At 60.1% G+C, this 26915-nt stretch carries 19 protein-coding genes and 1 pseudogene; 13 read left to right on the top strand and 7 right to left on the bottom strand.

The genetic code is table 11. The features are described 5' to 3' along the window. Positions 1 to 204 precede the first annotated feature (204 nt). From QP503_RS02210 to QP503_RS02230, 5 genes are all read right to left on the bottom strand, one after another. On the bottom strand, positions 205 to 627 hold the full coding sequence (locus QP503_RS02210; RefSeq protein WP_285084458.1) for a hypothetical protein: 423 nt from the start codon (positions 625 to 627) through the stop codon (positions 205 to 207). Then, positions 624 to 1700: a 5-methylcytosine-specific restriction endonuclease system specificity protein McrC gene (gene mcrC / locus QP503_RS02215; RefSeq protein ID WP_179369908.1), complete on the bottom strand. Its 1077-nt coding sequence runs from the start codon at positions 1698 to 1700 to the stop codon at positions 624 to 626. The genes QP503_RS02210 and mcrC overlap by 4 nt, the downstream gene beginning before the upstream one ends. Next, positions 1697 to 4099 carry an AAA family ATPase gene (locus QP503_RS02220; RefSeq protein WP_285101139.1) on the bottom strand — a complete coding sequence of 801 codons (2403 nt, stop codon included), beginning with the start codon at positions 4097 to 4099 and terminating at the stop codon, positions 1697 to 1699. The genes mcrC and QP503_RS02220 overlap by 4 nt, the downstream gene beginning before the upstream one ends. Before the next feature lie 10 nt (positions 4100 to 4109). Next, positions 4110 to 4481, bottom strand: coding sequence for a hypothetical protein (locus QP503_RS02225; protein ID WP_218840337.1), 372 nt, complete (start codon positions 4479 to 4481; stop codon positions 4110 to 4112). A gap of 586 nt (positions 4482 to 5067) precedes the next feature. Beyond that, positions 5068 to 5235 (bottom strand): hypothetical protein, encoded by a 168-nt coding sequence (locus QP503_RS02230; RefSeq protein ID WP_157966984.1) that lies wholly within the window; start codon positions 5233 to 5235, stop codon positions 5068 to 5070. A gap of 419 nt (positions 5236 to 5654) precedes the next feature. Between QP503_RS02230 and QP503_RS02235 the strand changes: the two genes are divergently transcribed. The 3 genes from QP503_RS02235 (at position 5655) to abc-f (ending at position 9090) form a co-directional block, all read left to right on the top strand. Further along, positions 5655 to 5819: a hypothetical protein gene (locus tag QP503_RS02235; protein ID WP_156334367.1), complete on the top strand. Its 165-nt coding sequence runs from the start codon at positions 5655 to 5657 to the stop codon at positions 5817 to 5819. Between the two features lie 253 nt (positions 5820 to 6072). Further along, on the top strand, positions 6073 to 7359 hold the full coding sequence (locus tag QP503_RS02240; protein ID WP_005987410.1) for an MFS transporter: 1287 nt from the start codon (positions 6073 to 6075) through the stop codon (positions 7357 to 7359). Positions 7360 to 7620: 261 nt separating this feature from the next. Further along, positions 7621 to 9090 (top strand): ribosomal protection-like ABC-F family protein, encoded by a 1470-nt coding sequence (gene abc-f, locus QP503_RS02245; protein WP_005987409.1) that lies wholly within the window; start codon positions 7621 to 7623, stop codon positions 9088 to 9090. Positions 9091 to 9998: 908 nt separating this feature from the next. Here abc-f and QP503_RS02250 read toward each other — a convergent pair. Continuing rightward, positions 9999 to 10292, bottom strand: coding sequence for a Rossmann-fold NAD(P)-binding domain-containing protein (locus QP503_RS02250; protein WP_005987408.1), 294 nt, complete (start codon positions 10290 to 10292; stop codon positions 9999 to 10001). Between the two features lie 140 nt (positions 10293 to 10432). Between QP503_RS02250 and QP503_RS02255 the strand changes: the two genes are divergently transcribed. Beyond that, positions 10433 to 11725, top strand: a complete 1293-nt coding sequence (locus tag QP503_RS02255; RefSeq protein ID WP_005987407.1) for an IS30 family transposase — start codon at positions 10433 to 10435, stop codon at positions 11723 to 11725. 220 nt (positions 11726 to 11945) lie between these two features. On the opposite strand, the gene tet(W) is transcribed toward QP503_RS02255, so the two are convergent. Beyond that, positions 11946 to 13868, bottom strand: a complete 1923-nt coding sequence (gene tet(W) / locus QP503_RS02260) for a tetracycline resistance ribosomal protection protein Tet(W) (RefSeq protein WP_063856422.1) — start codon at positions 13866 to 13868, stop codon at positions 11946 to 11948. Between the two features lie 700 nt (positions 13869 to 14568). Here tet(W) and QP503_RS02265 point away from each other — a divergent pair. From QP503_RS02265 to QP503_RS02300, 9 genes and pseudogenes are all read left to right on the top strand, one after another. Further along, on the top strand, positions 14569 to 14790 hold the full coding sequence (locus tag QP503_RS02265; protein ID WP_219350859.1) for a hypothetical protein: 222 nt from the start codon (positions 14569 to 14571) through the stop codon (positions 14788 to 14790). 177 nt (positions 14791 to 14967) lie between these two features. Beyond that, positions 14968 to 15180 carry a YlcI/YnfO family protein gene (locus QP503_RS02270; RefSeq protein WP_172596416.1) on the top strand — a complete coding sequence of 71 codons (213 nt, stop codon included), beginning with the start codon at positions 14968 to 14970 and terminating at the stop codon, positions 15178 to 15180. Between the two features lie 1169 nt (positions 15181 to 16349). Further along, positions 16350 to 16424: pseudogene (locus QP503_RS08895) on the top strand (hypothetical protein); the annotation flags it as partial. 24 nt (positions 16425 to 16448) lie between these two features. Further along, on the top strand, positions 16449 to 17309 hold the full coding sequence (locus tag QP503_RS02275; RefSeq protein WP_371736606.1) for a class I SAM-dependent methyltransferase: 861 nt from the start codon (positions 16449 to 16451) through the stop codon (positions 17307 to 17309). 2 nt (positions 17310 to 17311) lie between these two features. Continuing rightward, positions 17312 to 20695: a DEAD/DEAH box helicase gene (locus tag QP503_RS02280; protein ID WP_101677772.1), complete on the top strand. Its 3384-nt coding sequence runs from the start codon at positions 17312 to 17314 to the stop codon at positions 20693 to 20695. Positions 20696 to 20833: 138 nt separating this feature from the next. Further along, positions 20834 to 22012 carry a hypothetical protein gene (locus QP503_RS02285; RefSeq protein WP_285101148.1) on the top strand — a complete coding sequence of 393 codons (1179 nt, stop codon included), beginning with the start codon at positions 20834 to 20836 and terminating at the stop codon, positions 22010 to 22012. Beyond that, positions 21999 to 23210, top strand: a complete 1212-nt coding sequence (locus QP503_RS02290; protein WP_079535895.1) for a hypothetical protein — start codon at positions 21999 to 22001, stop codon at positions 23208 to 23210. Before QP503_RS02285 ends, QP503_RS02290 begins: the two co-directional genes overlap by 14 nt. Before the next feature lie 34 nt (positions 23211 to 23244). Then, positions 23245 to 25140: a DEAD/DEAH box helicase gene (locus QP503_RS02295; RefSeq protein WP_129423099.1), complete on the top strand. Its 1896-nt coding sequence runs from the start codon at positions 23245 to 23247 to the stop codon at positions 25138 to 25140. Positions 25141 to 25240: 100 nt separating this feature from the next. Beyond that, positions 25241 to 26914 (top strand): DUF262 domain-containing protein, encoded by a 1674-nt coding sequence (locus tag QP503_RS02300; RefSeq protein WP_198433401.1) that lies wholly within the window; start codon positions 25241 to 25243, stop codon positions 26912 to 26914. The last annotated feature ends 1 nt before the right edge of the window (position 26915 follow it).

A 26915-nucleotide genomic window follows, 5' to 3' on the forward strand; every position in this document is an offset into this window, starting at 1 on the left:
GGATGCCGTCCGCGGGCGCGTCGGCGCGCCAGTCGTCGCACACCTGATGCCAGTTCGCCGTGAGCCAGAGCCCCTTCTCGGGCTCCTCGCGCATCTCGAGCTCGAACTCCGTGAGCATGTTCGCGCCGGAGAACGGCGAGCCCTCCGTGAACGAGAGCGTGTCGAACAGCGTCGTCCTGCCGTCCTCGTACTCTATCCTCACCATCATCTCCGGCCCCTCTCCCTGCGCTGGTCCTGCCTGGCCCGCTGCCGCTCGGCGGTGATGATGCGCTGCTGCTCGTCCCCTCTGCGGCCCTCGCGTGGGTTGCCGCCGGCATCGACGCACCCGCCATCGTCCCCGTAGCGGGTCTTGAGCGGCATGAGCCCGTTCTCGGCCATGTAGGCGCGCGCAGCCTCGAGGCGGCGGTACCCCTCGCCACCCGCCTGGCCGCGCCGCTCCAGCGTCGCCATACTGAGCCCGAACTCCTCGATGGACTCGACGTCGAACTTCGCGCAGGTCTCGAGCGCCGAGGAGAGCCTGCTCAGCTCCGAGAGGTCGTTGAGCTCGAGGGCGCGCTCGGCGGAATCACGCAGATTTGCCACCAGCTCGTCAATTTCAGCCGCATTGGTTGTTCCCGCTTCACTCATACCGCAATCGTCTCCTTCACGAAGTGCGCCTCGGCTATGCCGTCGAGCTGGGCGCGGATGGCCTCGAACGGCTGGTTCAGGTCGAGCGTCTTCGCGCTTATCCGGTTGCCGCTCATCTGGTAGGTGTTGTCCGGCTGGATTTCCTCATCGGTCTTGGCGTAGAGCAGCATGCCGGAGACTTCGTGTGGCACACCCGCCCGCTCAAGTTCCGCCTCCTTGTTCTTCACATAGGTGAAGATCTGGTACAGGTTGCCGGAGTGGATGGTATGGACATCCCAGCTCTCCTGCGTCGAGTGCGTGTAGTACTTCGCGTCGATGATGAGGATGCGGTTGTCCCGGCTGAGTACGATGTCGCTCTGCATGGTTGGCAGCATCGTCCCGAAGCCGTCATCGAGAGCCCACTTGATCTGCGGCGAGCTCGCATCGGCAATACGGCACTCGGCGGCATAGTACTCGAGGATGAACTTCTCGTAGAGGCGTTCCATGTATTTCGGTTTGATGTAGGTCATGAGGCGCATCTCGCCGCGCTCGCTCGTCAGCAGCATCCCCTGCAGCACGAGCTGGCACACCGACAGCAGCATGCGGTAGCTCTGCGTGTTGCGCGTGAATCGGATGGAAGACCAGCGGATGGCCGAAGGATCCACCTCTTCGACGCCCGTGAAGAACAGCATCCGCTTCTTCAGCTCGTCGCGGTGCTCGGCGCTCACGTTGCCGTGGCGCAGCAGGATCATCGACGTTGTCTTGAGCACCTGGTTCAGCAGATTGTCCTCGGAAAGCTCGTCGAACTCGCATGAGACGACCTGCCTGTGGGCGAGCCGGTTCCTCAGCGTACCGGGCATGTTGACCTTGCCGCGAAGCGAGGTGAGGTCTTCGGCGCGGTTCAGGTACTCGCGATGCAGCCCCTGCTTGAGCTGGCGGGCTATGCCCTTCGCGAGAATCATCGCGAGCAGGTCGTGGATGCGCTCGAACTCCTCGCCCGCGACGTCGTCCTCGCGGTCGGGTCGCAGGTCTTGGAAGGCGTAGGAGAGCATATAGTAGACGTTCTTGATGAATATGCTCTTGTCCTTGATCATCGCTGGAACACCCCGTGCATAACGTTTTCCCAACGCTTGACCTTGGCCTCGTCGTCGAACCAGTACTCGGAGAGCATGGGTAGGATGTCGTAGTCCACGACCTCCTGCAGCCACTCCTCATCGCACGCGTCGCGCCCGCAGAAATAGCTGTGGCCGATGCAGAATCCCGCGCCAAGAGACTTGTCTCGGGCGATTTCCGCATTGAGCTCCTTCACTTTGGCAATCAGCTCGTCGAACGTCTCGTTGTCTAAAGCCTTCTGGTAGGCGGCGAAACCCTCCGAGTCGAAGCCCGGCTCCATCTCGAAGAACGAGAAACGACGGCGCAGCGCGTAGTCGATCATCGCAAGCGAGCGGTCGGCGGTGTTCATCATGCCGATGATGTAGAGGTTCTCCGGCACGCTGAAGGGCAGCCCGTTGTAGGCGAGTGTCGCCTTGTGCCCACGGTAGTCCCGCTCGATGAGCATCAGCAGCTCGCCGAATATCTTGGACATGTTGCCACGGTTGATCTCGTCGATGATGAAGAAGAAGTCCTTGTCCGGGCGGTTTGCGGCCTTCTGGCAGAAGCGGTAGAACACCCCGTACTTCATCTCGAACGTCTCACCAGCGGGCTTGTAGCCCATCATGAAGTCCTCGTAGGAGTAATTCTGGTGGAACTGCACGAACTCGATGCGGCTGTCGTCCTTCTCGCCCATTATCGACCATGCCAGCCGGTTGGCGGCGAAGGTCTTACCCACGCCCGGAGCGCCCTGAAGGATGACGTTCTTCTTGTTCCTGAGCACTGCGACGAGGTGGCGGTACCGCTCCTCCGTCATGTAGACCTCCTCGAGGAAGTCGTCGGGCGTGTACGTCTCGACGGCCTTCTCGTCGGCGATGGGGTTCTCCTCGCGGATGAGGTCGAGGATGAAGTCGTACTCGCCGGGGGTAAGCTTGAAGAGGCTACCCTGCGGGTTGACGAAGTACTCCATCTTCTCGAGCTCGGGGCAGTCGTGCAACGTCTGGTAGTCGATGGGCGTTGCAAGCCCCTCTACCTTCTCGAAGTAGAGCTGCTCGCCATCTTGCTCGGACGTTATCTTGGCGATGGCCACGACCTGCTTCACGGGGTTGGACTCGTAGCCGATGACCATGTCACCGGCCTTGGCATCGAGGAAGTTCTGGAAGATGCGGCGCTTGTTGCCGTTCTCGTTGTAGAGGGTGTACGACTTCACCTCGCCGACCGGCAGCCCCGAGAAGCTCCAAATCTTGGGGTTGGCGTTGAGCCACCAGTAGCCCCTCGCGCCCTCGCCCTCGGAGGCGGCGACGAACAGAGCGACGCCATCGGTGTCGAAGCGTCCGAGCGCCTCGGACAGCTCGTCGCGCAGCCGCCAGATGTAGCTGCCCTCCTCGTCCTTCTCGGCGTGCCTGCCGGTGTAGAGCACCGGCCACCACTTGGAGTTCGTGGTGTCGCCCTGCATCACAGGGCATCCAGTCTTGTCCACAACGCGCTTGGCGAGCGCCACCGAACCGGACAGGTAGAAGTTGCTTGACTCGCCATACTTCACCGAGAGCTGCTTGCACGAGGCAACGCCGCCGTAGTCCTTCAGGCGCTTTACTATCTCGAGACTGCCCTCGGTGAACACGGCCTCGTCGCCGAGCAACGCCAGCCATTCGTCCGAGGTGAGGCCGGGGTCGTACTCGTCCTTGGAGGGGAACCAGTCCGCCGCCGACGCGCCCTTCTGGTTTCCCGAGACGTAGCGGCTGATGTAGAAGCCCACGTCGATGGTGAGCGTGCGCAGCTGCGGGTCTGGGTAGCACTCGGACGTGAGCTGTGAGCGCAGCATGGCGCTAAGCTCGTCGTCCTTCTGCAGCTCCTCGCACAGCTCATCGTAGAACGCGAGGTGGCTGCGCACGTTGTCGGCGTAGGCACCCTTCTTGAAACGATAGCTCGCGTCGAGTCCGTCCGCCGCCTTCTTGACCTCCCCGAACTTGTAAATGTAGTACCTGTCCGGGTAGCGCAGCCACAGGTAGGTGGTGATGGCGTTCTCGTACTGGTAGTGCTGACCTGCGCCGTTGCCGTACTTCTCCAGCAGCGTGGTCGACCCCTGCTTGAACGCCTCTATGCGCTCGTAATAGTCTACGCTCTCGTCGAAGAGTGCGATGAACATCGACCGCACCTCCTCGGGCGCGGTGTTGGCGAAGTTCACAATCATCCGCGCCGGGAAGTTGTTCATCGATGCGAGCAGGTTGTAGGTCTTGGACAGCGACCGCTCGAGCATGCCTGCGAAGTCCGGCGCGTTCACGTCCCAGTTGTCCTGGAAGTGCTTCACGGCCTCCCACTTATACCGCTCGTTTCCCCATTGGGTGGCGACGAAGTCCCTTTTGTACTCTACGAGCACCTCTTTAAGTCGGAATGCATCGAACATGGCTAGCTCCTTACGCGCTTCTCAGGCTCTGGTATATCTCGTCGGTGAAAATGCCCAGAACCTGCCTCTTTATCTCGTCGTTGCTCAGCAGCAGCGAGAAGAAGTCCTGATTCTGCGAAAGCCCCTCGATGAGGGCGTCGTCGATGTCGTCGAAATAGGAGAACTCGAAGTCTTTCACCGTGTTATTCTTCGCGGACGCCTTGAGCTTTTCGGACTTGAGCAGAAGGTCGCGGATTTGCAGCATAGCCTTTACGGCAACGTCGTTGTCGTAGGACTTGCCGGTGCGACTGTTGATCTCGGCGATGATCTGCGAGAGCCGTTCCTCCTTGGCCTCGCTCAGCTCGAAAGCCTCCGTTGCTGGCGGCTTTGCTATGACTTTCATACGAAACGAAACTCAGGAGTACAGTGCGGCACTCAAAAGTGCAGGCCAGAACCCTATCAGCCTACTCCCACTCGGTGGTTATAGTTTTGCCGTCTCGTCACTCCAGTTGCACCCAGTTTTCGGCGGCATCTCGAAGTGAGTGCCGCTGAATGACGCGACGTCGCGTTTCATCGGCTTCGGGGACAAAAGCTGGGACAACTTCAAAAACCATTTTCAAACTCAGAGTATTGAGTTTTTATTTTTGTCCCAAGGGGCACGGAGAGCCGCCTTTGGAGGCTCGATATCGCCGAAAAACGCCCGTTTTGAAACTCAACCGCCTTTGAGCCTGCAAACCACCAGCTTCAACAGTAAGTGAGTCGACGCGGGTGGCTTACGAGCCGTTCACAAAACCGCAGGCCACAGGTCTTTGTCAACGATAAGCAAAGTGAATAGTCTCAGGTGGCTTGCCCATGAGTTGGCGTAAGCCTGTTTAGCAAAAGGCTAATCGGACACGACAGGCCGCCCGCATGGCGACGGCGTTTCCCGTGCGGGCACAAACAGCCCTGCGTGCCCTGTCGCGCGATATCCCAATGCGACGTTCAGAACCCTACCCGCCAAGCAGCCACCTCGCGAAATTCAGCACGAGCACGCCCTCCCGGGTATGGGGCTCATGCCTCGTGCGAGTGATGAGAATCTTCGGGAATGCATCCCCGATGGATAGAATCGGCGCAATCTCCCTCTCGAGCGTCGAATCGGCGCCGATATCGTCGCTCACATACACTTTCCTTCCCGGTTTCGAAACTTGGAAGGCAGTATGCGCAAGGATGCGTCGAGGTGCGATCCCAGTCGTACCATGCCAGCAGAGATGTCGAGGCACATTCGTTCATGCTGCAATGCGGGCATCGGAGATGAAAAACAGCCCGTCGGGTAGTCATGGGCGTGCGGGAGCCCGCATCAGTAACCTGCCTCCTCGGTTGTCCCTTCTTTGCATGGTCGTCTACATAAAGGAGGAACCAGCCATGCAGATCAGCATGCTTGCCCTTCTTGGGTCACGGACCGGGGAGGCGAGGGCCTCCGTCGGGACCGCCCCGAGCAACCGGCATATCCAAGGAATGACAAGGCTCGATCGCTGTGCTGGTCAGGATGCCGAAGCGGGCCGTCCGCCAATCGGAATGCGGGTCAGGATGCTGCAACGTGATTCCAGCTGCAGGATACGGCTCCTTTGCGGTTGCCGCAAAACCTGCTGGCAACATTCTTACTATCCGAATGATGTACGCATCCCTTGGGATCGTTTCGCCTGACCAGGGCCATCTTCAGCGCCTCATCGGCCAGCTCGGCAGGCGCCTCTTCCACGCGTAATAGCCCTGGCGGGTCACCTATGCAACCAAAGATACAAAAGGAATCGAATGGCCAGAGAGGATTGCCCTTACCGATGCTCGATTCTTGACAGGCAAACTCAAGCCTCGTTAATATTACATGGTTTGCCAGACCGAATTAACAAAGGAGGGGTGTCGTGGTTGGTCTTTTCCGCACGTGGATGAGCGCCTAGAAAGCGGCGCTGTTGTGGCGTCGCGCTGTTTTTCTGCACGCCATTTCACGATTGGACATAACCATGATATTTGAAACCTCTCGGGGCAGGTCTGTTCTGCTGTGCCATTCATGGCAATTCAAGCTTTGTTTCGTATGGGGCGGGGAGCTCGTTTCGACATTGACGAGTTCGATTCTCCAAATGGGTCTTATTTGGCATCTCGCCCTCACGACAGGGTCGTCTTCTCTCCTCTCCTTAGCATCGCTGGCAGGCTTTCTGCCGATTGCTTTGTTCGGAATCCTTGCGGGCGCCGTTGTCGACAGACTGCCTTTGAAACGTGTCCTCATCGGCGCCGACCTCTTCATTGCCGCGGTGGGTGCCGCCTTGGCGATTGCCTCGTTGGCCGGCAGCTTACCTGCATGGCTAATTCTCATCGCCCTGTTTCTCCGTGCAGTTGGTACTTCGTTCTACACGCCAGCCTCCCAATCTCTCACGCCCCATCTCGCCCCGCCAGAGCATCTCGTTCGCCTATCGGGGGTGACTCAGGCGATTCAGTCCGGCGGATACATTCTTGGCGCCGCGCTTGCAGCAGTGATTTATCCCGTGGCGGGCATTACCGCTATGATTGTCCTCGACGTGCTGGGAGCGCTTTTCGCTTCTTTAGCCGTCCTCGCCGCACAGATAGACGCAGGGGGCCTCGATGAAGCCGACCGCAGCTTGTCCTTTTCCAATAAGGTTCGAGAGCTCTTCTCTGAGATTTCGGACGGCTACAAGCTGATTAGGGAGTACAGGGGGCTGTTCGCCCTTCTTTGGTGCGGGTTCGTCTTCGCTTTCGCGTTCTCTCCGCTCGCGGCATTGTTCCCAATAATGACCTTGGGGCATTTTGGCGGTAGCACGGGGGATGCCGCTTTGGTGGAAATCCTTTTTTCTGCAGGCATGCTGGCTGGGTCCGGCATTTTGGCGGCCACGGGAGGGTTCCGCAATAGGTCGTTCACCATGGTCGCCGCGATTGCCGGCTTCGGCATTGCCGCAATCGTATCCGGATCGCTCGGCCCGTCATTGTTCGCTGCTTTCCTGCCGGTGAGCTTTCTTATGGGCGCATGCTCCCCGTTGTACGCGGGAACCCAGACTGCCCTTATGCAGGAGCAGATACCTCCTGAGTACCTAGGCCGCGTTTTCGGCCTCTACGGAACCATCATGGCGTGGGCCATGCCCATGGGCCTCGCAGCCCCCTCCGTTTTTGCGGATCTGCTTGGAGCTCCGTTATGGTTCGTCGGCTCTGGAGCGACCATGGTACTGCTTGCGATGGCTATGCTGCTTGCTCCGAGCGTCCGAAACGCGGGGAAAAGAGATACCGGGCAGATTCAATAGCCCAAGTATTCGAAAAAAAGAGGCAGCAGCCATCGGTTCAAGCGTCAGCCTTCAAGCCCTTGCGACGACGAGGTATTGCACCGACATTCCGCATCGCGCTCCTTATTCGTCGCCAACTATCATTTTCGGATTTGCCGGCTTGCGCAAGGTCAAAACGCTCGCGCCGGCAATTGGGCAAAGGCGAAAAATCGACGTGAGCAATCTTTTTTGGCATGGCTGCGCTTCCAGTAAAACGCTAATACACAAAAGGCGGTTCAACCTATGGAACTCATAGTCAAAGCTAAAGACATCTTTTTGGAATATGCCGGCCGCGATATCCTAGATATCGAAGAGTTGGAAATCTACTCCTACGATCGCATCGGCTTGGTGGGAGACAATGGCGCAGGCAAAACCAGCCTGCTTAAAATTCTGAGCGGCAATCTTACCATTGCGGACGCCGACGTCAGGCGCTTCGGCAGCATTGCCCTCATCGGCCAACTCGATGAACTCGACCTTGATGCGGCTCAGGACAGTGGTGAGATGCTCTCCCGTCTCAACGTCGCCGGAGTGGCGCAGGAGACGATGAGCGGCGGGGAGGAAACACGCGCCAAGATTGCCTCTGCACTCTCCCAGCATGCAAGCGCGATCTTCGCCGACGAGCCTACGAGCCACCTCGACCAAGACGGCATCCGCCTTCTCGTCGGACAACTCAAGGCATTTGATGGGGCTCTGCTCATCGTGAGCCATGACCGTCATTTTCTCGACCAGGTGGTAGACAAGATCTGGGAGCTCAAAGACGGCGGTATTTCCGAATTCTGGGGTGACTACTCCGACTATCTGCGACAGAAAGAAGAAGAGCGCAAAGCTCAGGCGACTCGATACGAAGAGGCGATGCGCGAGCGCGATCGCCTCGAAGCCGCCATCGAAAAACAACGGAAAAAAGCACGGCAGGTCGACGCCAAGCGGAAGGCTGCGAAAAAAAGCAACGAGTATGCAGGTCGATTGGGGCATCAGAAAGCAACCGGCACCAAACAGAAGAGGATGTACCAGGCGGCTAAGGACATGGAGAAGCGCCTCGAAGCGCTCGAAGGGATTGAGGCCCCAGATAGCATTCGCGCCGTGCGGTTCCGCCAGAGCAAGGCCCTGGAACTGCATAGTAAATTTCCCATCTCGGCAGACGATTTCAGCTTGAGCTTCGGCAACTGCATGCTCTATGACCACGCGAAATTCGAGATACCGCTCGGTGCCAAAGTGGCCATCACCGGTGGCAACGGTACAGGAAAGACCAGCCTGCTGAAGGCAATCGCTCGACGCGCCGACGGTATCAACATCTCTCCCAAGGCAGAGATCGGTTACTTCGAGCAAACAGGCTACAAGTTCGACGCCCGTCAGTCTGCGATCTCGTTCATGCAGGATGGTTGCGAGTACAGCATGACCGAAATTCGAGGCATCCTCGCCTCTATGGGAATCGGACCGCGCGACCTGACAAAGGACGTTGGCGTTCTCTCGGGAGGCGAAGTCATCAAGCTGCTACTCGCGAAGATGCTGCTGGGCAGATACAACATCTTGCTCATGGACGAGCCTGGAAATTACCTGGACATCAAGAGCGCCGAAGCCCTCGAGCAGATGATGAGCGCCTATGCCGGAACGATAGTGTTCGTCTCCCACGATAAGAGGCTGGTCGAGAACGTCGCAGACATTGTCTACGAAATAAAGGACACCAAGCTAGTCAAAATCTTTCAGCGCGAATAGCCCTAAATGAGCAAGAAATAATCCCCGAACGGAGACAAGGGAGTAAAACGGCAAAGAAAGAGCCTCCGTCCCAACGCAGGGAACGGAGGCTCTTTAATCGCTTTTACTCATCTCCGTCGCTGGTGGCTTTGTCATGACTCTCGTACGAAACGAAACTCAGCGGCACAGTGCGGCACTCAAAATCGCAGGTCAGAACCCTATCGGCCTACTCCCACTCGATGGCTTCAGTTTTACTGTCCCGACATTCCAGTTGTCCTCAGTTTTCGATGCCGTCTCAAACCGAGTGCCGCCAAGTAACACTATGTCGTGTTTCATCGGCTTCGGGGACAAAAGCCGGGGCAATCTCAAAAACTCATTCCAAACTCGGGGCTTTGAGTTTTCGTTTTTGTCCCAAAGGGCACGGCGGACAGCCTTTAGAGGTTCGATATCGACGAAAACGCCCGCTTTGAAACTCAAGTGCCTTTTCGTGTGCGAGCCGCCAGCTGCAATAGGAAGTGAATCAACGCAGGCGCCTTTCAAGCAGTTTGCAAAACTGCAGGTTGCAGGCCTTCATTGCTAGTAGGGGAAATGAGTAGTCTCAGGTGGCTTGCCCATGAGTTAGCGAGCAGGTTGGGGCTTCGTTGTTGGCGCAATCACTTCGTGCACACTCGAAAGGTCTGTTTAACTTCAGACAGGGCGCCAGTGCCTACGCGCAGTGGCGCAGATGATGGGCAGCAAGAGACAAGCATCTGCTGCCGCCCATCAGAAAGCATCGTACAGGCCATACCACACGTCGGTGTAGATGAAGTCGGCGCCCTTGATGCACTCGGTTGTCGTCGGAGACCTTGCAGTTCTCCTCGCCGATGGCCATGAGGTCGCCCATCTCCTGCGAAGGCGGGCGAGCCGTAGCTCGCCCGACCTGGTACGTCTTACAGACCGTGCTTACCGAGAGCGGCCATGCGCTCATTGATGGTGGCGCGGTATGCCGCAGCCTTCTGCTCGTCGGGCTCGCTCTGGGGGCACAGAGTGGCCAGGATGGCGCGAATGGAGTGCTTGCGGTTCTCGGCCTCGACCCAGCACAGGGAGCGCTCGGGATCGTCCATGACCTCGTCGACGACTTCCTCGCCACGGTTGGCGGGCAGGCAGTGCATGAACATGCTGTTCGGACCGGCAACGTTCATCATATCCCAGGTCACCTGGTACTTCGGATAGAACACATCCATGTAGCTGGAGCTGGAGACTTCACCTTGATTATCAACTTTATCCGAACACCTCCCACATTCATCCGCACATGTGCGGATGAATGTGGGAACCCGATACCCTGAGGGCCGGATCGGCCGGCCCCGGGAGATCGGAGGACGGCATGTCCGGAAAGAAGAAGAGCGGCTCCGCAAGGGCGGTCCCGAGGGCCTACGGAAGGCTCACGAGGCACGAGCGGGACACGGTCCAGAGGATGCTGGAGCGCAGGGCGTCGTGCAGGGAGATCGCGAGGGAGCTGGGCAGGTCGCCCTCGACGGTGAGCGCCGAGGTGGCGTCGCACAGGTTCGTGACGGCGCCGAAGGCCAGGCGCGGCGAGCGCGTGGACGCCTCCGCCGACCTGTCGGCGGCCTGCCCGCGCCTGGCGGCGTGGCCGCGCTGCTGCAACGGGTGCGGCCGGTACCGCGCGATCGGCTGCAAGCGCCGCCCCCACGTCTTCTACGAGGCCCGGGCCGCGCAGCTGTGCGCCGACTCGGTCCTCGTCTCGTCCAGGCGCGGGATAGACGCCGACGAGCCCGCCGCGGCGGCCAGGCTGGAGGCGATAAGGGACTGCCTGCGCCGGGGGCTGTCGCCCGAGCAGATGGCGGCGCGCAACGGCGGCCCGGTGGACCTGTCGCCGTCGACCATCTACCGCTGGGTCTCGGCGGGCTACGACGGCATGACCAACATGGAGCTCAGGCGCAAGGTCGGCTACAGGCCGAGGAAGCGCGCCGCGGGCCGGGCGGCGACCCGCCACTCCGCCCGCAGGTCGCATGCCGCGTTCCTCGCCCTCGGGGAGGACGCGTGCGCCGCGGCCTGGGAGATGGACACCGTCGAGGGGGCCCGGGAGGACTCCGCCTGCCTGCTCACGCTGCTGCACCGCCCCAGCAGGCTCCAGCTCGCGCTGCCGCTGGAGGAGAAGACCGCCGGGTGCGTCGCGGACGCCCTGGAGGGCGTCCGGGCCATCCTCGGCGCCGACGGGACGCGCCGCGTGTTCCGCGCCGTCCTCACCGACAACGGCGCCGAGTTCTCCGACGAGGCGGCGATCGCGGCGCTGCTCGGCGAGGGGCCGGGCGAGACGAGGCTGTTCTACTGCGACCCCAGGCGCAGCGACCAGAAGGGCGCCTGCGAGCGCAACCACGTCGAGATCAGGAAGCTGCTGCCCAAGGGCGCCGGAATCAGGTTCGACCGGCTCGCCCCGGCCGACCTGGCGCTGGCCATGTCGCACGTGAACTCCGAGCCCCGCGGCGCGCTCGGCTTCGCGACGCCCGCGCGCGCCTTCAGGGCGATGCTCGGGGAGGACGCGGCGGCGCTGCTGGACGCCTACGGCGTGGAGGACGTGCCGCTCGGCGATCTCGACCTGACGCCGGGGCTCATCGAGAGGGCGCGCGCAGAGAGGGGCGATGCCCCGCTGGCCTAGCCTAGGAGAAAAACGGAATAGACGGACCGACCGTCCGGCTGAGTCTGGGAAGAGGTGCCGGGCGGCGGGCGGAGCATGGCCACCGGACCCATCGAAACACATCTCCACCATTCCTTCAACTGGGAAAATGCCGCCCCCGGGGCCCGGATAGGACCTCGGGGGCGTTCGGTTAACTGCGGGAGCGTGCCGTCAGCTCAATGTGTTCGGTTGGGATCGGAAATCAACCAGTGATCTTACTGAACATATGGCGCACCTTGTCCAGGCGGCTGTTTGGACGGCGGGGCTGGATGACTGGCTTGCCGACAGCGGCCTGATACCCTTTCAGTTCTGTAAGGCATACGCTCTGCCCGTTGGTGTAAAAGGCCAGATCAGTACGGTATGCCTGTATACAGCGGGCGGGAATCTCGCCAGTAAAGACAACTTCATCCTTTTTTACCTGGACCGTTTCGATGGTGGCACAGTATTTCGGTGCATCATGATAAGCCCTGGAAAGATATTCCCGGGGCGCATAGAGGGTGAAGGAGAGATAAGGTTCCAGCAGTTGCGTCCCTGATTCCTTCAATGCCTGTTCCAATACAATCGGGGCCAATGAGCGGAAGTCCGCCGGCGTGCTGACCGGACTGTAATAAAGCCCGTATTCAAAGCAAATCTTACAGTCCGTTACGTTCCAGCCGAACAAGCCCTGCTCCAGCCCGTAACGGATACCATCCCTGACAGCGTTTTGAAAACTCTGGTTCAAGTATCCCAGCGAAACCCGGCTCTCGTATTGTACACCGGAGCCAAGCGGGAGTGGTGTAACAGACAGTCCGATGGATGCCCAAAACGGGTTGGGCGGCACCTCGATATGGATGGTGTGGCTGGCTGCTTTGAGCGGCCGCTCCATATAAATGACGGTGGGTTCCTTTACCACTGTTTCAAGCTTGTATTTTTCCGACAGCAAAGCGGAAACAACCTCCAACTGCACCCGGCCCAAAAAAGAAAGAATGATCTCATGGGTGATGGAATCCACCTCGCAGCGCAAAAGCGGGTCAGTATCCGCAAGTTGCGTAAGAGCGTCCAGCAGCCGTTCTCTTTGCGCTGCCGTTTTCGGCGCAATCGACGTCCGCAGCATGGGGAGGGGGTCCTCACGCCACCTTTTACGAGGGAGCCGGGTTGGGTCCCCTAATACATCGTTTAACCTCACGCTGTCGCTGGGAAGGATAACAATTTCACCCGGATAAGCGGTGTCTGTCCGAACAATTTCCCCTTTGGATGGAATACGCATCTCTGTGATTTTCAGCTTTTCTCTCCCGGCCAGAGCCACCGTATCCCGCAGGCGCAGCGTTCCGCTGTATAGCCGCAAATAGATGAGCCGCTGGCCACAATCTGTATACTCCACCTTGAAAACGCTGCCGCATAGGGCGTCGCTCCCCTGTTCCCCAATCGGTTGGAACAGCCCTGTCACCGCATCCATCAACGGTTGAATGCCAAGGCCCTTTTTGGCGCTGCCATGATAGACCGGGAACAGGGAGGCGTCTTGAACCCGCCGCTGTTCCTCCTGCGCAAGTTCTTCCCGGCTGATTGGTTCTCCTGCGATATACTTTTCCAATAATTCATCGTTATTTTCGATGACCGCATCCCATGCTTCTATGTCGGTATTTTCCTCCAGGACTATTTCCGGGGACAGCGACACCGTCTGCTTGATGATAATATCGGCGGAGAGCTTATCCCGAACAGACTGATACACGCCCTGCAAATCAACGCCAGCCTGGTCGATCTTATTGATAAAGATAACGGTGGGAATGTCCATTTTCCGCAGGGCATGGAACAGAATACGGGTCTGGGCCTGCACACCATCTTTAGCGGAGATCACCAAGATGGCCCCATCTAAAACAGCCAAAGAGCGGTACACCTCCGCCAAAAAATCCATGTGGCCGGGCGTATCCACAATGTTGACTTTACATCTGTGCCACTGGAAGGAAGTGACTGCCGCTTGAATGGTAATCCCACGCTGCCGCTCCAAAAGCATGGTGTCCGTCCTCGTTGTCCCTTTTTCGACGCTCCCCGGTTCTGAAATGGCTCCGCTGGCATATAGCAGGCTCTCCGTCAAGGTTGTCTTTCCAGCGTCTACATGGGCAAGAATCCCGATATTGATAATGTTCATGTCTATCCTCCATACAAGGCCCAAATGGGCGCAAAAATCCCCAGCGGCTAATACTTTTACCGCTGGGGATCATGACTTCGGACAAACAGAAGTATGACGGCTTACATGAGCCGCTGTCCGTCACGATATTTACTAAAAAGGCAAAAGTATTCTTAAATTGGGTACAAAAACTAAGCCCCTGCAAGGGGCAATCATTTTTGCGCCCATTATCAAATTTTATTTAAGAATACCTTGCCGCATATTTTTTACTCCTTTTCTGGATTAAATCATTGTATCACATCAGTTTTAGGAAAGCAAGTACCTAAAAGAAATTTTTCTTCCCCTTATATGTAACAATCATACCGGCTTCCTAGCGTTCAGAATGTTTTCTGCTGTCTGCTGTGGTGTTTGGTTGGAATTGTCCAACCAAAAGCCGATCCGTGGTGTTGTCTGCATTTTACTAAATACAAATTCAATGTATACAGAAAGATATAAGGAGTGGGAGGGATTCCGCCGTAGTTGGCATTGTAGGAAAATCCAAAAGTTTAGATTTTCCCACAATGCTTATCTTTTGGTCTTTGGTTCGGAATAGTGTAGTGCTGGCGGTCTATCTCTTGTTTTCGGTTGCTTGCTTCCTTACCGTACATGAGCATTGAGAGAAGGAGACAAGCAGATGTTGGGTTACGAAGAAAAGATATAGCGCCTCGAACTGCTCGACGCGGTGGCAGATGCCGGGAGGCTGGCGAGGGGCCTGGACCAGCTGCTCGAGTCCCTGGCTCACGCCGACCAGCTGGACCCGCTCGACGTCGAGGGGGTCCTGGCCCTGAGGTCTATAAGCGAGAGGTGTGCCGAGCGCATCGGCGACGCGGCGCGCATCCTGGAGGCTCAGAACGAGGTCCTCTATGCGGAGGAGCGGGCCAAAGTCAAACCGCGCGATAACTGAGGAACGAAACCCGGTCCGGAAACTGTTCCTTGATTCCGGCCGGATGATCTTCTCCGCCGCCCGGTGTCGCATTGTGTCCGAGCGGCTGATGTCCCCCTATTCCCAGTGCCGCGGCGTACCGCTGCGTTATAATTCAGAAAACGCATTTGTATTGCATTTCGAGGGATAGAGGCGCGAATGTCTAACGGCTATAAGGAGCTCATCAAGGGTAACCCCGGCGAGACCGAGATCAGGAGCTTCCTGGTAAACGGCGACCAGGTATCTGTGACCCTGCGCATCCCCGACACCCTGCGCGACGCGGCGAAGGAGGAGGCTGCCCTTCGCGGCATGAGCTTCTCCGCCTTTGTGCGCACTTGCATGATCGAAGAGCTCGCGAAGAAGGGACAATAGCCCGTGACGGAGCCAATGCACGACATCTCGGTCGAAGGCTTCATAGAGTCCTTCGACCGCCGATACCCGACTTTCATTCTCAAGACGTTGCTGTGCGACCGCACTACGGGGCGCAACATCATATGGGCCGACAACGAATACGAGGCCCTAGGCGACGGCTACATGGGCGATGACGAGATGACCGTCGAGAAGATCACGGGCATGAACTCCGGCGTCATCAAGCCGCGCATCGCCAAAGAGCAGGAGAAGCAATCCCAGCGCACCAAGAGCCGCGCCGAGGTGTTCACCCCGTCATGGCTGTGCAATCAGATGAACAACGACTTGGACGAGGCTTGGTTCGGCCGGCGCGATGTCTTCAACACCGAGATCGTTGCGGATGATGGCGCCAATACATGGACGCCGACTAGTGATCCAATCGAATTTCCAAAGTCAAAGGGACACGGCTGGCGCGCATACGTGGAGGCTACGCGGCTCGAGATCACGTGTGGCGAGGCGCCGTTTGTGTGCTCGCGCTACGACACCGTGACGGGAGACGAGCTACCCGTAAGCGAGCGCGTAGGCTTCCTTGACCGCAAGCTTCGCGTTGTGACCGAGAAGACCAAGACTCGCAAGGAATGGGTGCGCCGGGCCCTCGACGCGCTGCGCGCGACGTACGGCTTCGAGTACCAGGGCGACAACCTGCTTATTGCTCGCGTCAATGTGCTCGAGACGTTCGTCGAGCATCTCCGCAATCGCTGGGGGTCGGGCCCCCAACAGGACGAGCTCGAGCAGGCGGCATGGATCGTTTCCTGGAACTTCTGGCAGATGAACGGCTTCACAGACGCCGTGCCCACCAACAAGATGGGCGCCGAGGTGGAGTCGACCCTGGGGACGTTCGAGGAGCCCGAGCCGGAGCCGATGCAACCGTCGCTTTTCGACCTGTTCGATGACGTATTCCCCGACGAGACAACCGAAGAGACCAAAGAAGAGGAGCCAAGGGAAACGGTTCCCCTCTGCGTGATATACGACTGGCAGAACGGCGAGCCCTTCGAGTTCGCCGCATTGAAAGGTGAGGCAGCAATTATGGGAAAGAAGTTCTATGCGGTAATCGGTAATCCCCATATCAGCTTTCAGTGGCGGAACAAGATTCTGGCAATAAGACCTATGCACCGCCCATCTATCACGAGTTTATGGACTCGGCGTTCAAGGTTTCCGACAAGGTGGAGCTTGTCACTCCCGCTAGATTCCTATTTGACGCCGGCTCAACCCCAAAGGCCTGGAACAGGAAGATGCTTAACGACCCCCATTTCAAAGTGATGAGCTATAAAGCGGATGCGTCCAGCGCCTTTCCGAATACCGACATCAAGGGCGGTGTTGCCGTTACCTATCGAGATGCTGATCGGGATTTCGGTGCGATAGAAGTGTTCACACATTTCGATGAGCTTCGTACCATCAAAGAGAAGGTTGTAAAACATGGCATCCAACCCCTCGGCGATATCATCTTCGCGGCCGATAGCTACCACTTCACTGAAGCCATGCACGAAGACCATCCCGAGATTCGTTATGTTGACGACGACCATGGTCTGTTGAGCAAGAACCACGACTATGACCTTAAGACAAACGTTCTCGACAACCTTAACAATGTAGTTTTCTTTGACGAGATGCCTGGCGACGGAGATAGTTGCATCAGAATCTTTGGCAGAGGTCGCGCCGGAAGAGCTTACAAGTTCATTTCCGCCAGATATATCGCTCCGCATCCGAACCTCGACAAATGGAAAGTACTTGTTCCTGCCGCCAACGGATCGGGCGCGCTTGGAGAAGTGCTTTCTACGCCCTTAATAGGGCGGCCCTTAATAGGGCATACGCAGTCCTTCATAAGCATTGGCAGTTTCAATTCCGAAGCGGAAGCTACGGCTCTCCTCAAATACATAAAATCGAAGTTCGCTCGGACCATGCTCGGAATTCTGAAGATTACGCAGCACAATCCCGCACCAAAATGGAAGTATGTCCCCCTACAGGACTTTACTTCTGACTCCGACATCGATTGGTCGCAGTCTGTTGCTGACATCGACCGTCAGCTCTATGCGAAGTACGGCCTCGACGACGAGGAGATTCAGTTCATCGAATCCCATGTGAAGGAGATGGACTAGCAATGGCGAGCATCGACATCTCCCAGATCATCGAGACCACCGCTCCCGCGGTGCCGCAGATCTATGCCTACACCACGCCCGAGATCGTCCGCCACAACGGCTGGACCAAGATCGGCTACACCGAGCAGGACGTGCGCGAGCGAATCAAACAGCAAACGCACACCGCCGACGTGCAGTGGCATCTGGAGTGGAGCGGCAACGCCACGTGGGAGCACCGTGCGGGCACGTTCCATGACACCGACTTCCACGCCTACCTCGAGAAGCAGGGCGTCGAGCGCGAACCCAAGAAGGAATGGTTCAAGATTAGCGGCGAGGAGTCTCACCAGCAGTTCTACCGGTTCCGCGACACCGACGGCGTGCTGGACGCACCCGGCGCTGCCTCCTACACCCTGCGCGCCGAGCAGCAGCGCGCAGTGGAGCAGACGGGAGCCTTCGCCCGCGCCCATTGGGACGAGGGCGGCGCGCACGGCGGCGAGTTCCTGTGGAACGCCAAGCCGCGCTTCGGCAAGACGCTCACCGCATACGACCTGTGCCGCAGTATCGGCGCGCAGAAGGTGCTCATCGTCACCAACCGCCCTGCCATCGCCAACTCCTGGTACGACGACTACGTGAAGTTCGTGGGCTTGGAGGGCGGCTACCGCTTCATCAGCGGCGTGGACGCTCTGACCGGCAAGCCCTACTGCCTCAGCCGCGAGGAGTACCTGCGCGCCATCCGCAACGACCCGGAAGGCCCCAAGGGGTTCATCGAGTTCGTGAGCCTTCAGGACCTCAAGGGCTCCATCCGCTTCGGCGGCGTGTACCAGAAGCTCGACGAGGTGGCCGACCTCACCTGGGACGTGCTCATCATCGACGAGGCACACGAGGGCGTGGACACCTTCAAGACCGACGTGGCATTCGACCACATCAAGCGCCGCTTCACGCTGCACCTCTCTGGCACGCCCTTCAAGGCCATCGCAAACGAGAAGTTCGCCGACGACGCCATCTACAACTGGACCTATGCCGACGAGCAGCAGGCCAAGCGTGACTGGCCTGCCGACTCTGAGCAGCCGAACCCCTACGCCAACCTCCCCAAGCTCAACCTGCTCACCTACCAGATGAGCGACATCGTCGAGCAGGAGGCCCGCGGCGGCATGGAGATTGATGGCGAGCAGACCGAGTTCGCCTTCGACCTCAACGAGTTCTTCTCGACCAAGCACAACGGCGGCTTCGTGCACGACGCCGACGTGGATAAGTTCCTCGACGCGCTCACCACGCAGGAGAAGTTCCCGTTCTCGACACCCGGGCTGCGCGACGAGCTGCGTCACACGTTCTGGATGCTCAACCGCGTCGACTCCGCCCGCGCCCTCGCCAAGAAGCTGCAGGCGCACCCCGTCTTCAAGGATTACGAGGTGGTACTCGCTGCTGGCGACGGCAAGATCGACGCCGATGACGAGAACGAGAAATCGCTCGACAAGGTACGCCGCGCGATCAAGGACCACGACAGGACCATCACCCTTTCGGTCGGCCAGCTGACCACGGGCGTGACCGTGCCGGAGTGGACCGCCGTGCTCATGCTCTCGAACATGGCGAGCCCCGCACTGTACATGCAGGCGGCCTTCCGCAGCCAGAACCCGTGCCTGTTCGACCTGGGCGGCGGCAACTACGCGCGCAAGGAGAACGCCTACGTCTTCGACTTCGACCCGGCGCGCACGCTTACTATCTTTGAGCAGTTCGCCAACGACCTGTACGGCGAGACCGCGCGCGGCGGCGGCGATGTCGAAACGCGCGAGCGCCATATCCGTCAGTTGCTGAACTTCTTCCCCGTCTACGGCGAGGACGAAGAGGGGCAGATGGTCGAGCTCGACGCCGAGCAGGTGCTCAGCGTGCCGAGGCGCATCCATGCCCGCGAGGTGGTCAGGCGCGGCTTTATGAGCAACTTCCTGTTCCAGAACATCGCGAGCGTCTTCCGCGCGCCGGCAGAGGTCGTGGAGATCATCCAGCGCTTCGATCCCTACGAGCAGGGCAAGGCACAGAACGCCGAGAAGAACAAGGTCGAGATCGATGAGGGCACGGCCGACGAGCTCTCCATCAACGACGAGGGCGAGGTGGAGATTCCCGACGAGCAGGTCGTAGGCAAGGCTGCGGACATCTTCGGGCCGAAGGTCTACGGCGACATCGCCGTCGAATTCTCAGGCCACATGGACGACATCGCGAAAGCCCACGAGGCCGATGACGACGATCGGGTGATGCTCGACAACCTCAAGGAGGCCTTCAAGCAGAGCGTGACCGCGCCTCTGGTACAGGCCGCCAAGGAGAGCTACGGCAGCGAGCTCAAGCCGCGCCAGCAGCAGCAGATCGAGCGCAAGGTCCAGGCGGACGCCGACATCCAACTCAACCGCCAGGTCGGCGACTACCAGATTCAGGCGCGCCGCATCGAGCAGTCGCGCAAGGACGAGCTCAAGGCGGCGACAAGCGAGACCGAGCGCGCCGAGGTGAACAAGCGCCATGACGAGCAGAAAGCGGAGGCGTTCCAGACGCTCGCCCAGAAGCTCGAGGACTCCCGCGAGGAGCTCGTGCAACGCGCCGGCGAGACCGTGGTGCGCGAGGTGGAGACGGCGAAGAAAGAGGACGAGAAGCAGGGCATCGAGGACAAGGTGCGCGCTCATCTGCGCGGCTTCTCGCGTACCATCCCGTCGTTCCTCATGGCCTACGGCGAAGAGGGCACGACGCTCGCGAACTTCGACACCGTGATCCCCGCTGACGTCTTCCAGGACGTCACGAGCATCACCGTTGATGAGTTCCGCTTTTTGCGTGATGGCGGCGACTACACCGATGGCGAGACCGGCGAGGTAAAGCGCTTCGTTGGGCACCTCTTCGACGAGGTCGTATTCAACGACTCCGTGAGCGAGTTCATCAAGCTGCGCGAACGCCTGGCCAATTACTTCGACGAGTCCCAGACAGAGGACATCTTCGACTACGTGCCGCCCCAGAAGACCAATCAGATCTTCACGCCGCGCAACGTCGTGGTTCAGATGGTGGACCTCTTCGAGAAGGAGAACCCGGGCTGCTTCGATGACCCGAGCCACACCTTCGCCGACCTGTATATGAAGTCTGGCCTCTACATCACCGAGATCATCAAGCGCCTGTACCGAAGCGAGGGCATGAAGGCCGCCTTCCCGGACGACCGCGAGCGTTTGGACCACATCCTGGAGCATCAGGTGTTCGGCATCGCGCCCACCAAGATTATCTACGAGATTGCCACCCACTTCATCCTGGGTTTCCACGACGAGGTCGGCCAAGGATGTGACTCTAACTTCGAGCTCGCGGACGCCGCGGAGCTCGCCAAGGAGGGCACGCTGGAGGCATACGTCGAGCGCGTCTTCGGGCCCAAGCTGGGCGAGGCGTAGCGCGTGGCGGAAGTAGTCGACAGCAAACAGGATGGGCGTGCAGAGGCTGCGCGAGCGGCGGTGAGTGCGGCACGGCGTGAGGATACCGAACTTTGCGCCCGTCTAGTCTTTCGCGTCTCGCGCAATGAGCTAAGGCGCGTGGGGATCACCACGCCCATCGCTCTCTACGATGAGCTGAAGCAGGTCTTCTGGAACGCAGACGAGGGCGTCACCCTGGGCGACCACCTCTCTGTCGGGTTCGGCAAGGTCGACCGCCGCCGTCAGGTGCGCGCCTTCGCCGAGCGCCATGCGGACGAGCCCAGAAACGTCGCCGCGAAAGCCTACGAGCGCGAATACGGCTTCAGCGCAGGCATCGCCGCGATATGGCTCGACCTGTTCGCCGAGCCCGCGGACGTGAGCTTCTCGGAGTGGCTTGGCGTCGAGGTCGCTGAATGCCCGACGGGCGCCCCGGCCTCCCGTGCGGATGTGCCCGTAGCGCACGACACCGAGCGCGAGGCACCCACCCTCGAGGGCTTCCTTGCCCGGGAGCTTGCCGGCCGCATCTGCGACGAAGGCCTCGTGCGTCGGCGCTTCGCCTTCGAGTTTCCCGACGATCCGCCCGAAGCGCTCGACCGCGGCATCGAGGATGCGGGCTACTACGAGGACCGCGGCTTGCTCTTCCGAGAAGGGAGCACCCCGAACGACCACTTCACGCGGCTGCTGGCCGAGCATCCGTCTTTCGCGAAGGGCGACGCCGGCTTCGAGAACGCCGTGTGGCAGCACCCCGCCTTCCGCCAGGTGCTGCGCCAGGCGCTTTCGGACCACCGCTTACTTCTCTACGAGGGCGACAGCTACATCTCGTTCTCGCGGCTGCACGACGTGCTAGGCGCGCGCATGGCGGACATCGAGTCGTACGCGCCCGCGGTGAGCGTGGATGCGCCCGAAGGCGAGCCCTTCACCGTGGCGAGCCTGCGCGCGGGCGGCGCCACTCCGCATCCGCTGTACGGGCTGGACATGCCCGACGACTTCTACGAGGGACTGCTCGACGCGGGAGGGCTCCTGCGCAGCTGCACGCTCGCCGGAACCAAGGTGTTCGTCGCCGGAGGCGAGGGGCGGCTTTCCGCAGCCGACCTCATCGAGTGGATCGTCGCCCACCATGAGGGAATCGAGCGCGATGAACTGCCGAGACTGCTCGCGAACGATCTGGGCATCACGTGCCCGGCACCGCTTCTGACGACGACCATTTACAACTCCGACGTCTACTACGACGACATCGGGGACGCATATTACTCATCCATGGAGGCATGGAAGAAGGAGGCACGAAATGAGCTTGCTTGAGGAAGGGATCGCGACTGGCAACGTCCTGCCGACGGGTCGCAAGGAGAAGCACTCCATCGACAACGTGACGCGCGACTTCGACATCTACCGCATCAAGTGCGATCTGCTGTTCTACAACGACCAGAACGACCGCATCGCCACTTGGGTAAGCGAGTACAACTCCGCGCAGGGCGCGGATCTGCTCGCCCTTGGCCGCGACGAGTACAACGGCGTCATCGAGGACTTCATCGTCGAGAGCAACCCCGGCGCGCTCAGGAAGACCGAGAAGAGCATCGCCCTTCGCGGCCAGCTTAGGCCGGGCATCGTGCTCAACGACGGACGCGTCATCGACGGCAACCGACGCCTGACCTGCGTCCGCCGCCTCGCGCGGGCGAACAACGAGGCGGGCTGGTTCGAGGCCGCCATCCTCGACGACGCCACAGGCAGCGACCCCAAGCGCATCAAGCTGCTCGAGCTCGCCATCCAAATCGGCGAAGAGGAGAAGGTGGCGTACGATCCCGTCGACCGCCTCGTCGGCGTATACCGCGACGTGGTTAAGAACCACCTCATAACCCCTGCGGAGTACGGCAACGCGACGGGCATGACCGAGGCGGAGGTGAAAAAACTCGTCGACCGCGCCCAGTACATGGAGGAGTTCCTCGAATTCTGCCAGGCCCCCGAGCAGTACCACCTCGCCCGCGCCCTCAAGGTCGATGGCCCCTTGGGCGAGTTCAGCCGCGTGCTGAAGAAGTACGACAACAGGCGCGACAAACAGCTTGTCAAACGACTCATGTTCGCCAACATGGTGGTGCAGCCCGAGGGCGACATCACCCGATACGTGAGAGACTTCGGCAGCGTGGCAGGCACGGATGCGGAGGCCGACTTCAAGGCCGCCGAGCTGCAGGCCATGTCCGAGCTCCTCGAGAAGATGGGTCCCGACGCCCTCACGCGCGAGAAGGTGAGCGAGCTGCGCTCGGACGGCAACCTCGTCGACGGCTTCAAGCGCGCAGGCGACCGCGCAAGAGAGACCGTGCGCCGCGTCAAGCTCATGGACACGCCCGCCAAGAAATCCGCCGACTGCCTCTCCGAGCTCGAGAAGATCCTTCCCGAGATGCTCGACGTGCTGGGACCCGACGAGCTCGAGAAGGTGCGCCGCAACCTCGTTGCCGTCGCCGACAAGGTGGAAGAGCTGATCGGTGAGATCGATGAGCGCGCCTAGGGCCGTCGTCTGCTACGACGAGGCGCGCCCCGGCATGTACCTGCGCATCGAGGGGCAAGACATCGCCTCGTTCATGGCCTCGGCCGCATGGCGCGCCTGGCTGTACTACCCGGCGAGCGCCGTCGACGGCACCGATCGCGACCGCATCCTACTCGACGGCGGCATGGGCCTTCGCGAGTGCCAGGACATGCTCGAGGCGATCATGGAGGCCGACGGCCACGGCGTCGAGGTCGCGGTTGACCCGAGCTTCGGCGCCTTCGTGAACGCCGGCGAGACCTACATCCGCGAGCGCTCCGAGGTGGGGTTGGCCATCAAGGCGCAGACCGCCGAGGGCATCGCCGACGACCCCCAGCTGGGGCCGCGCTTCCGGGAGTTCCGCGACGTAGTGAACGCCTCGATGGTGCGTCCCCTGCGCGACCGGCAGATGCTCGACGCCTTCTTCATGGCGACGGTTGGGCGCGCGGCCGACTTCTCGGTGCCCGGCGCCGGCAAGACCGCGACGGTGCTCGGCGTGTTCGCCTACCTTCGCCATTTGGGGCTCGCGCGCCGCATCGTGGTGGTTTGCCCCAAGAACGGCTTCGAGTCGTGGGAGAAGGAGTGGGTCGCCACCTTCGGGGATAAGCTGCCTTTGAGCTGCTTCTCGCTGGGAGACCCCGCCATAGCGGCGATGTCGACCGAGCGCAGGCGCAACGCGCTGTCGCTCGACAGCGGCGCGTGCAACCTGTTCACGTTCAACTACGAGTCGCTCTCGGGCTACGTGCGGGAGCTGCATGCCATCATCCCCGACCAGACCCTGCTCGTCTTCGACGAGGTGCACCGGGTGAAGGCCATCGGCGGCAGGCGCGCGGAAGCCGCGCTCGAGGCGGCCGACGGCGCGAAGTTCGTGATCGCCCTTACGGGAACGCCCATCCCGAACACCTACCAGGACATCTACAACCTGCTGCACATCCTGTACCCCGAGGACTACGACACGTTCTTCGGCTACGAGCCGGGCGAGCTCCGCGCGCCCGATGCGGACCTCCAGGCAAGCCTCAACGACAGCCTGGCGCCCTTCTTCTGCCGAACGAACAAGGACGAGCTCGGCGTGCCGCGCCCGGAGCCCGACGAGATCGTGGAGGTCGAGGCGACGCCCGATGAGGACACATTGCTGCGAGTCCTGTACGCGTCTTGCCCCAACGCGCTCGCGAGGATCATACGCACCCTGCAGCTCGAGAGCGACCCCGAGATGCTCTGCTCTGCAGTGGACCCAGGCGACCTCGAGTACGTGCTCGACCAGGTCGGCGATGACTACTCGGATATCGACTACGTCGACTTCTCGCAGACGTTCTACGAGGCCATCGAGCGAAGCCGCCCGAGCTCGAAGCTCGTGGCGTGCGAGCGGCTCGTGGAGCGCATCGTCGCCGAAGGCCGCCCCGTCATAGTATGGTGCATCTTCGTACGCAGCATCAGCAACCTCCGCCGCGACCTCGCCGCCATGGGGATTCCGGCAGAGGCGATCTACGGCGCCACGCCACAGGAAGAGAGACGCGAGATTCTGGACGACTTCCGCGCGGGGCGCTTCAGGGTGCTCGTGACCAACCCGCAGACGCTTGCCGAGTCGGTCTCTCTGCACAGCGTCTGCCACGACGCGGTGTATTTCGAGTACAGCTACAACTTGGTGCACCTGCTGCAGTCAAAGGACCGCATACACCGTCTGGGCCTGCCCGACGACCAGAAGACGCGCTACTACTTCATGCGCGAGAAGTTCATGCGCGACGGCAGGGAGCTATCCCTCGACGCCGTGATCTACGACCGCTTGAAGGAGAAGGAGCAGACGATGCTCGACGCCATCGACCGCGGCTGCCTTGAGGGCGGCTACCTCGATGACGAGGACCTGCGTATCGTCTTCGAGCGCCTGCTGGGAGAAGATGCCAAGAGCCTGGAATACTAAGAGGCCGAACGGCGCACTGACGATATTGGCTCATAAGTAACAACTGCGAAGGAAAGATAGGGCTTTAAGGATGGATGCAGGAAAATCTACGATAAGCGGCGTGTTCAACGGATCGCGCCTGCTCGAAATACCTTTCTACCAAAGGGCGTACGTCTGGGGAGAAGAGCAATGGGAGCGCTTCCTCGGCGACATGGAGTTCGTCACGGCTTCGAAGCGACCTTATTTCCTGGGCTCGATCATCCTGAAGCAAGCCTCCTCCGGCAACACTTGGTCCGAGGTGTCCGAGGTTCGCACAGTCATCGACGGCCAGCAGCGCCTCACGACCATGGTCATCTTCTTCAAGGCACTCTGCGCGAGAATCGACGCCGATAGGCTGTTCGAGCGAGATTTCGTCCTGGAGACCGGCGAAGTCGCCTTGAGACATGGCAAGTACGACCGGCAGGATTTCGAGAAGGTCGTCAGCGCCACGGGCTGCGAGCCTGTCGAGGGCTCCTCGTCCATCGTCCTTGCCTACAACTATTTCCTCAAGAACATCGACCCAGAGAAGGTCGACAGGAACACGATCAAGTCGAACGTCCAGTTCGTCTGCATCGATCTCACCGAGGGCGAGGACGAGCAGCAGATATTCGACACCATCAACTCGCTCGGGGTGCGCCTGACGACGGCGGAGCTCCTCAAGAACTACTTCTTCAACCGCGAGAACGAGCAGGCGTTCAAGGAGTGCTGGGAGGACGTCTTCGAACCCACGGCGGAGAAGAGGGAGTATTGGGAGCAGGAGGTCGTTACCGGGCGCATCAAGCGCACGCTCGTCGACCTGTTCTTCGACGCGTTCCTCCAGATCCTGGTTCAGGACAAGAAGCGCGGCGTCACGACCGAGGACAAGCTCTTCTATTCGCGCACGTCCAACCTCTTCCAGTCCTACAAGGACTTCATCGGCAGGTACTGCAACGGAGACAAGGACGAGATCCTCGACAGCATGAAGGCGTATGCCGAGGTGTTCGAGTCCACGTTCGACCCCGGCTACTGCGACGCGGACATCCCCTCCGCTCCCGGCGTCGAGCGCCTGAACGTGCTGATATTCGGCCTCAAGAACTCGACGCTCATCCCGTACGTGCTCTACGTTCGCAAGAACGCGGAGTCTTCGGGCGAGGAATCCGAGGTCTTCGCCCTGCTTGAGAGCTACATCGTCCGCCGAACGCTGGTTCAGGCGACCACGAAGAACTACAACAGGCTGTTCACCTCGCTGATCCTGAACGAGGTGAAGGACGCGGAGACGCTGAGGAAGGCTCTTGAAGCAAACGAAGAGGCGACGACGTACATGCCCGGCGATGACGAGGTTCGAAGGGCGTTCGAGGAATCGTGTCTGTACAACCTTCAGTCCAAGGGCGTTCTCTATCTGCTGGAAAGCGCCATTCGCCCAGGCATGAGCAGCACGGCCCTGCTCGGGTTCAACCAGTACACCCTCGAACACATGATGCCCAAGAAGTGGCGCAACAAATGGGGAGCCCTCGACGATGAGGCTGCCACGCGAAGGGACAGGAAGCTCCTCACGCTCGGCAACCTCGCCATCATCACGCATTCGCTCAACGCCTCCATCCGCGATGCCGATTGGCCCACCAAGAAGCAGGGAAAGGGATACAAGGACGGTCTTGCCCTCTGCGCCGCCGGCCTTGCGACCATGGCCGGCGCCCTGGAGAAGGAGTCTTGGGACGAGGGCGATATCGCCGATCGCGCCGAATGGCTTGCGGACAAGGCGTTGGAGGTCTGGCGTTAAA

It is taken from the genome of Pauljensenia sp. UMB0895 (assembly GCF_030218905.1).
Taxonomy (GTDB): domain Bacteria; phylum Actinomycetota; class Actinomycetes; order Actinomycetales; family Actinomycetaceae; genus Pauljensenia; species Pauljensenia turicensis_A.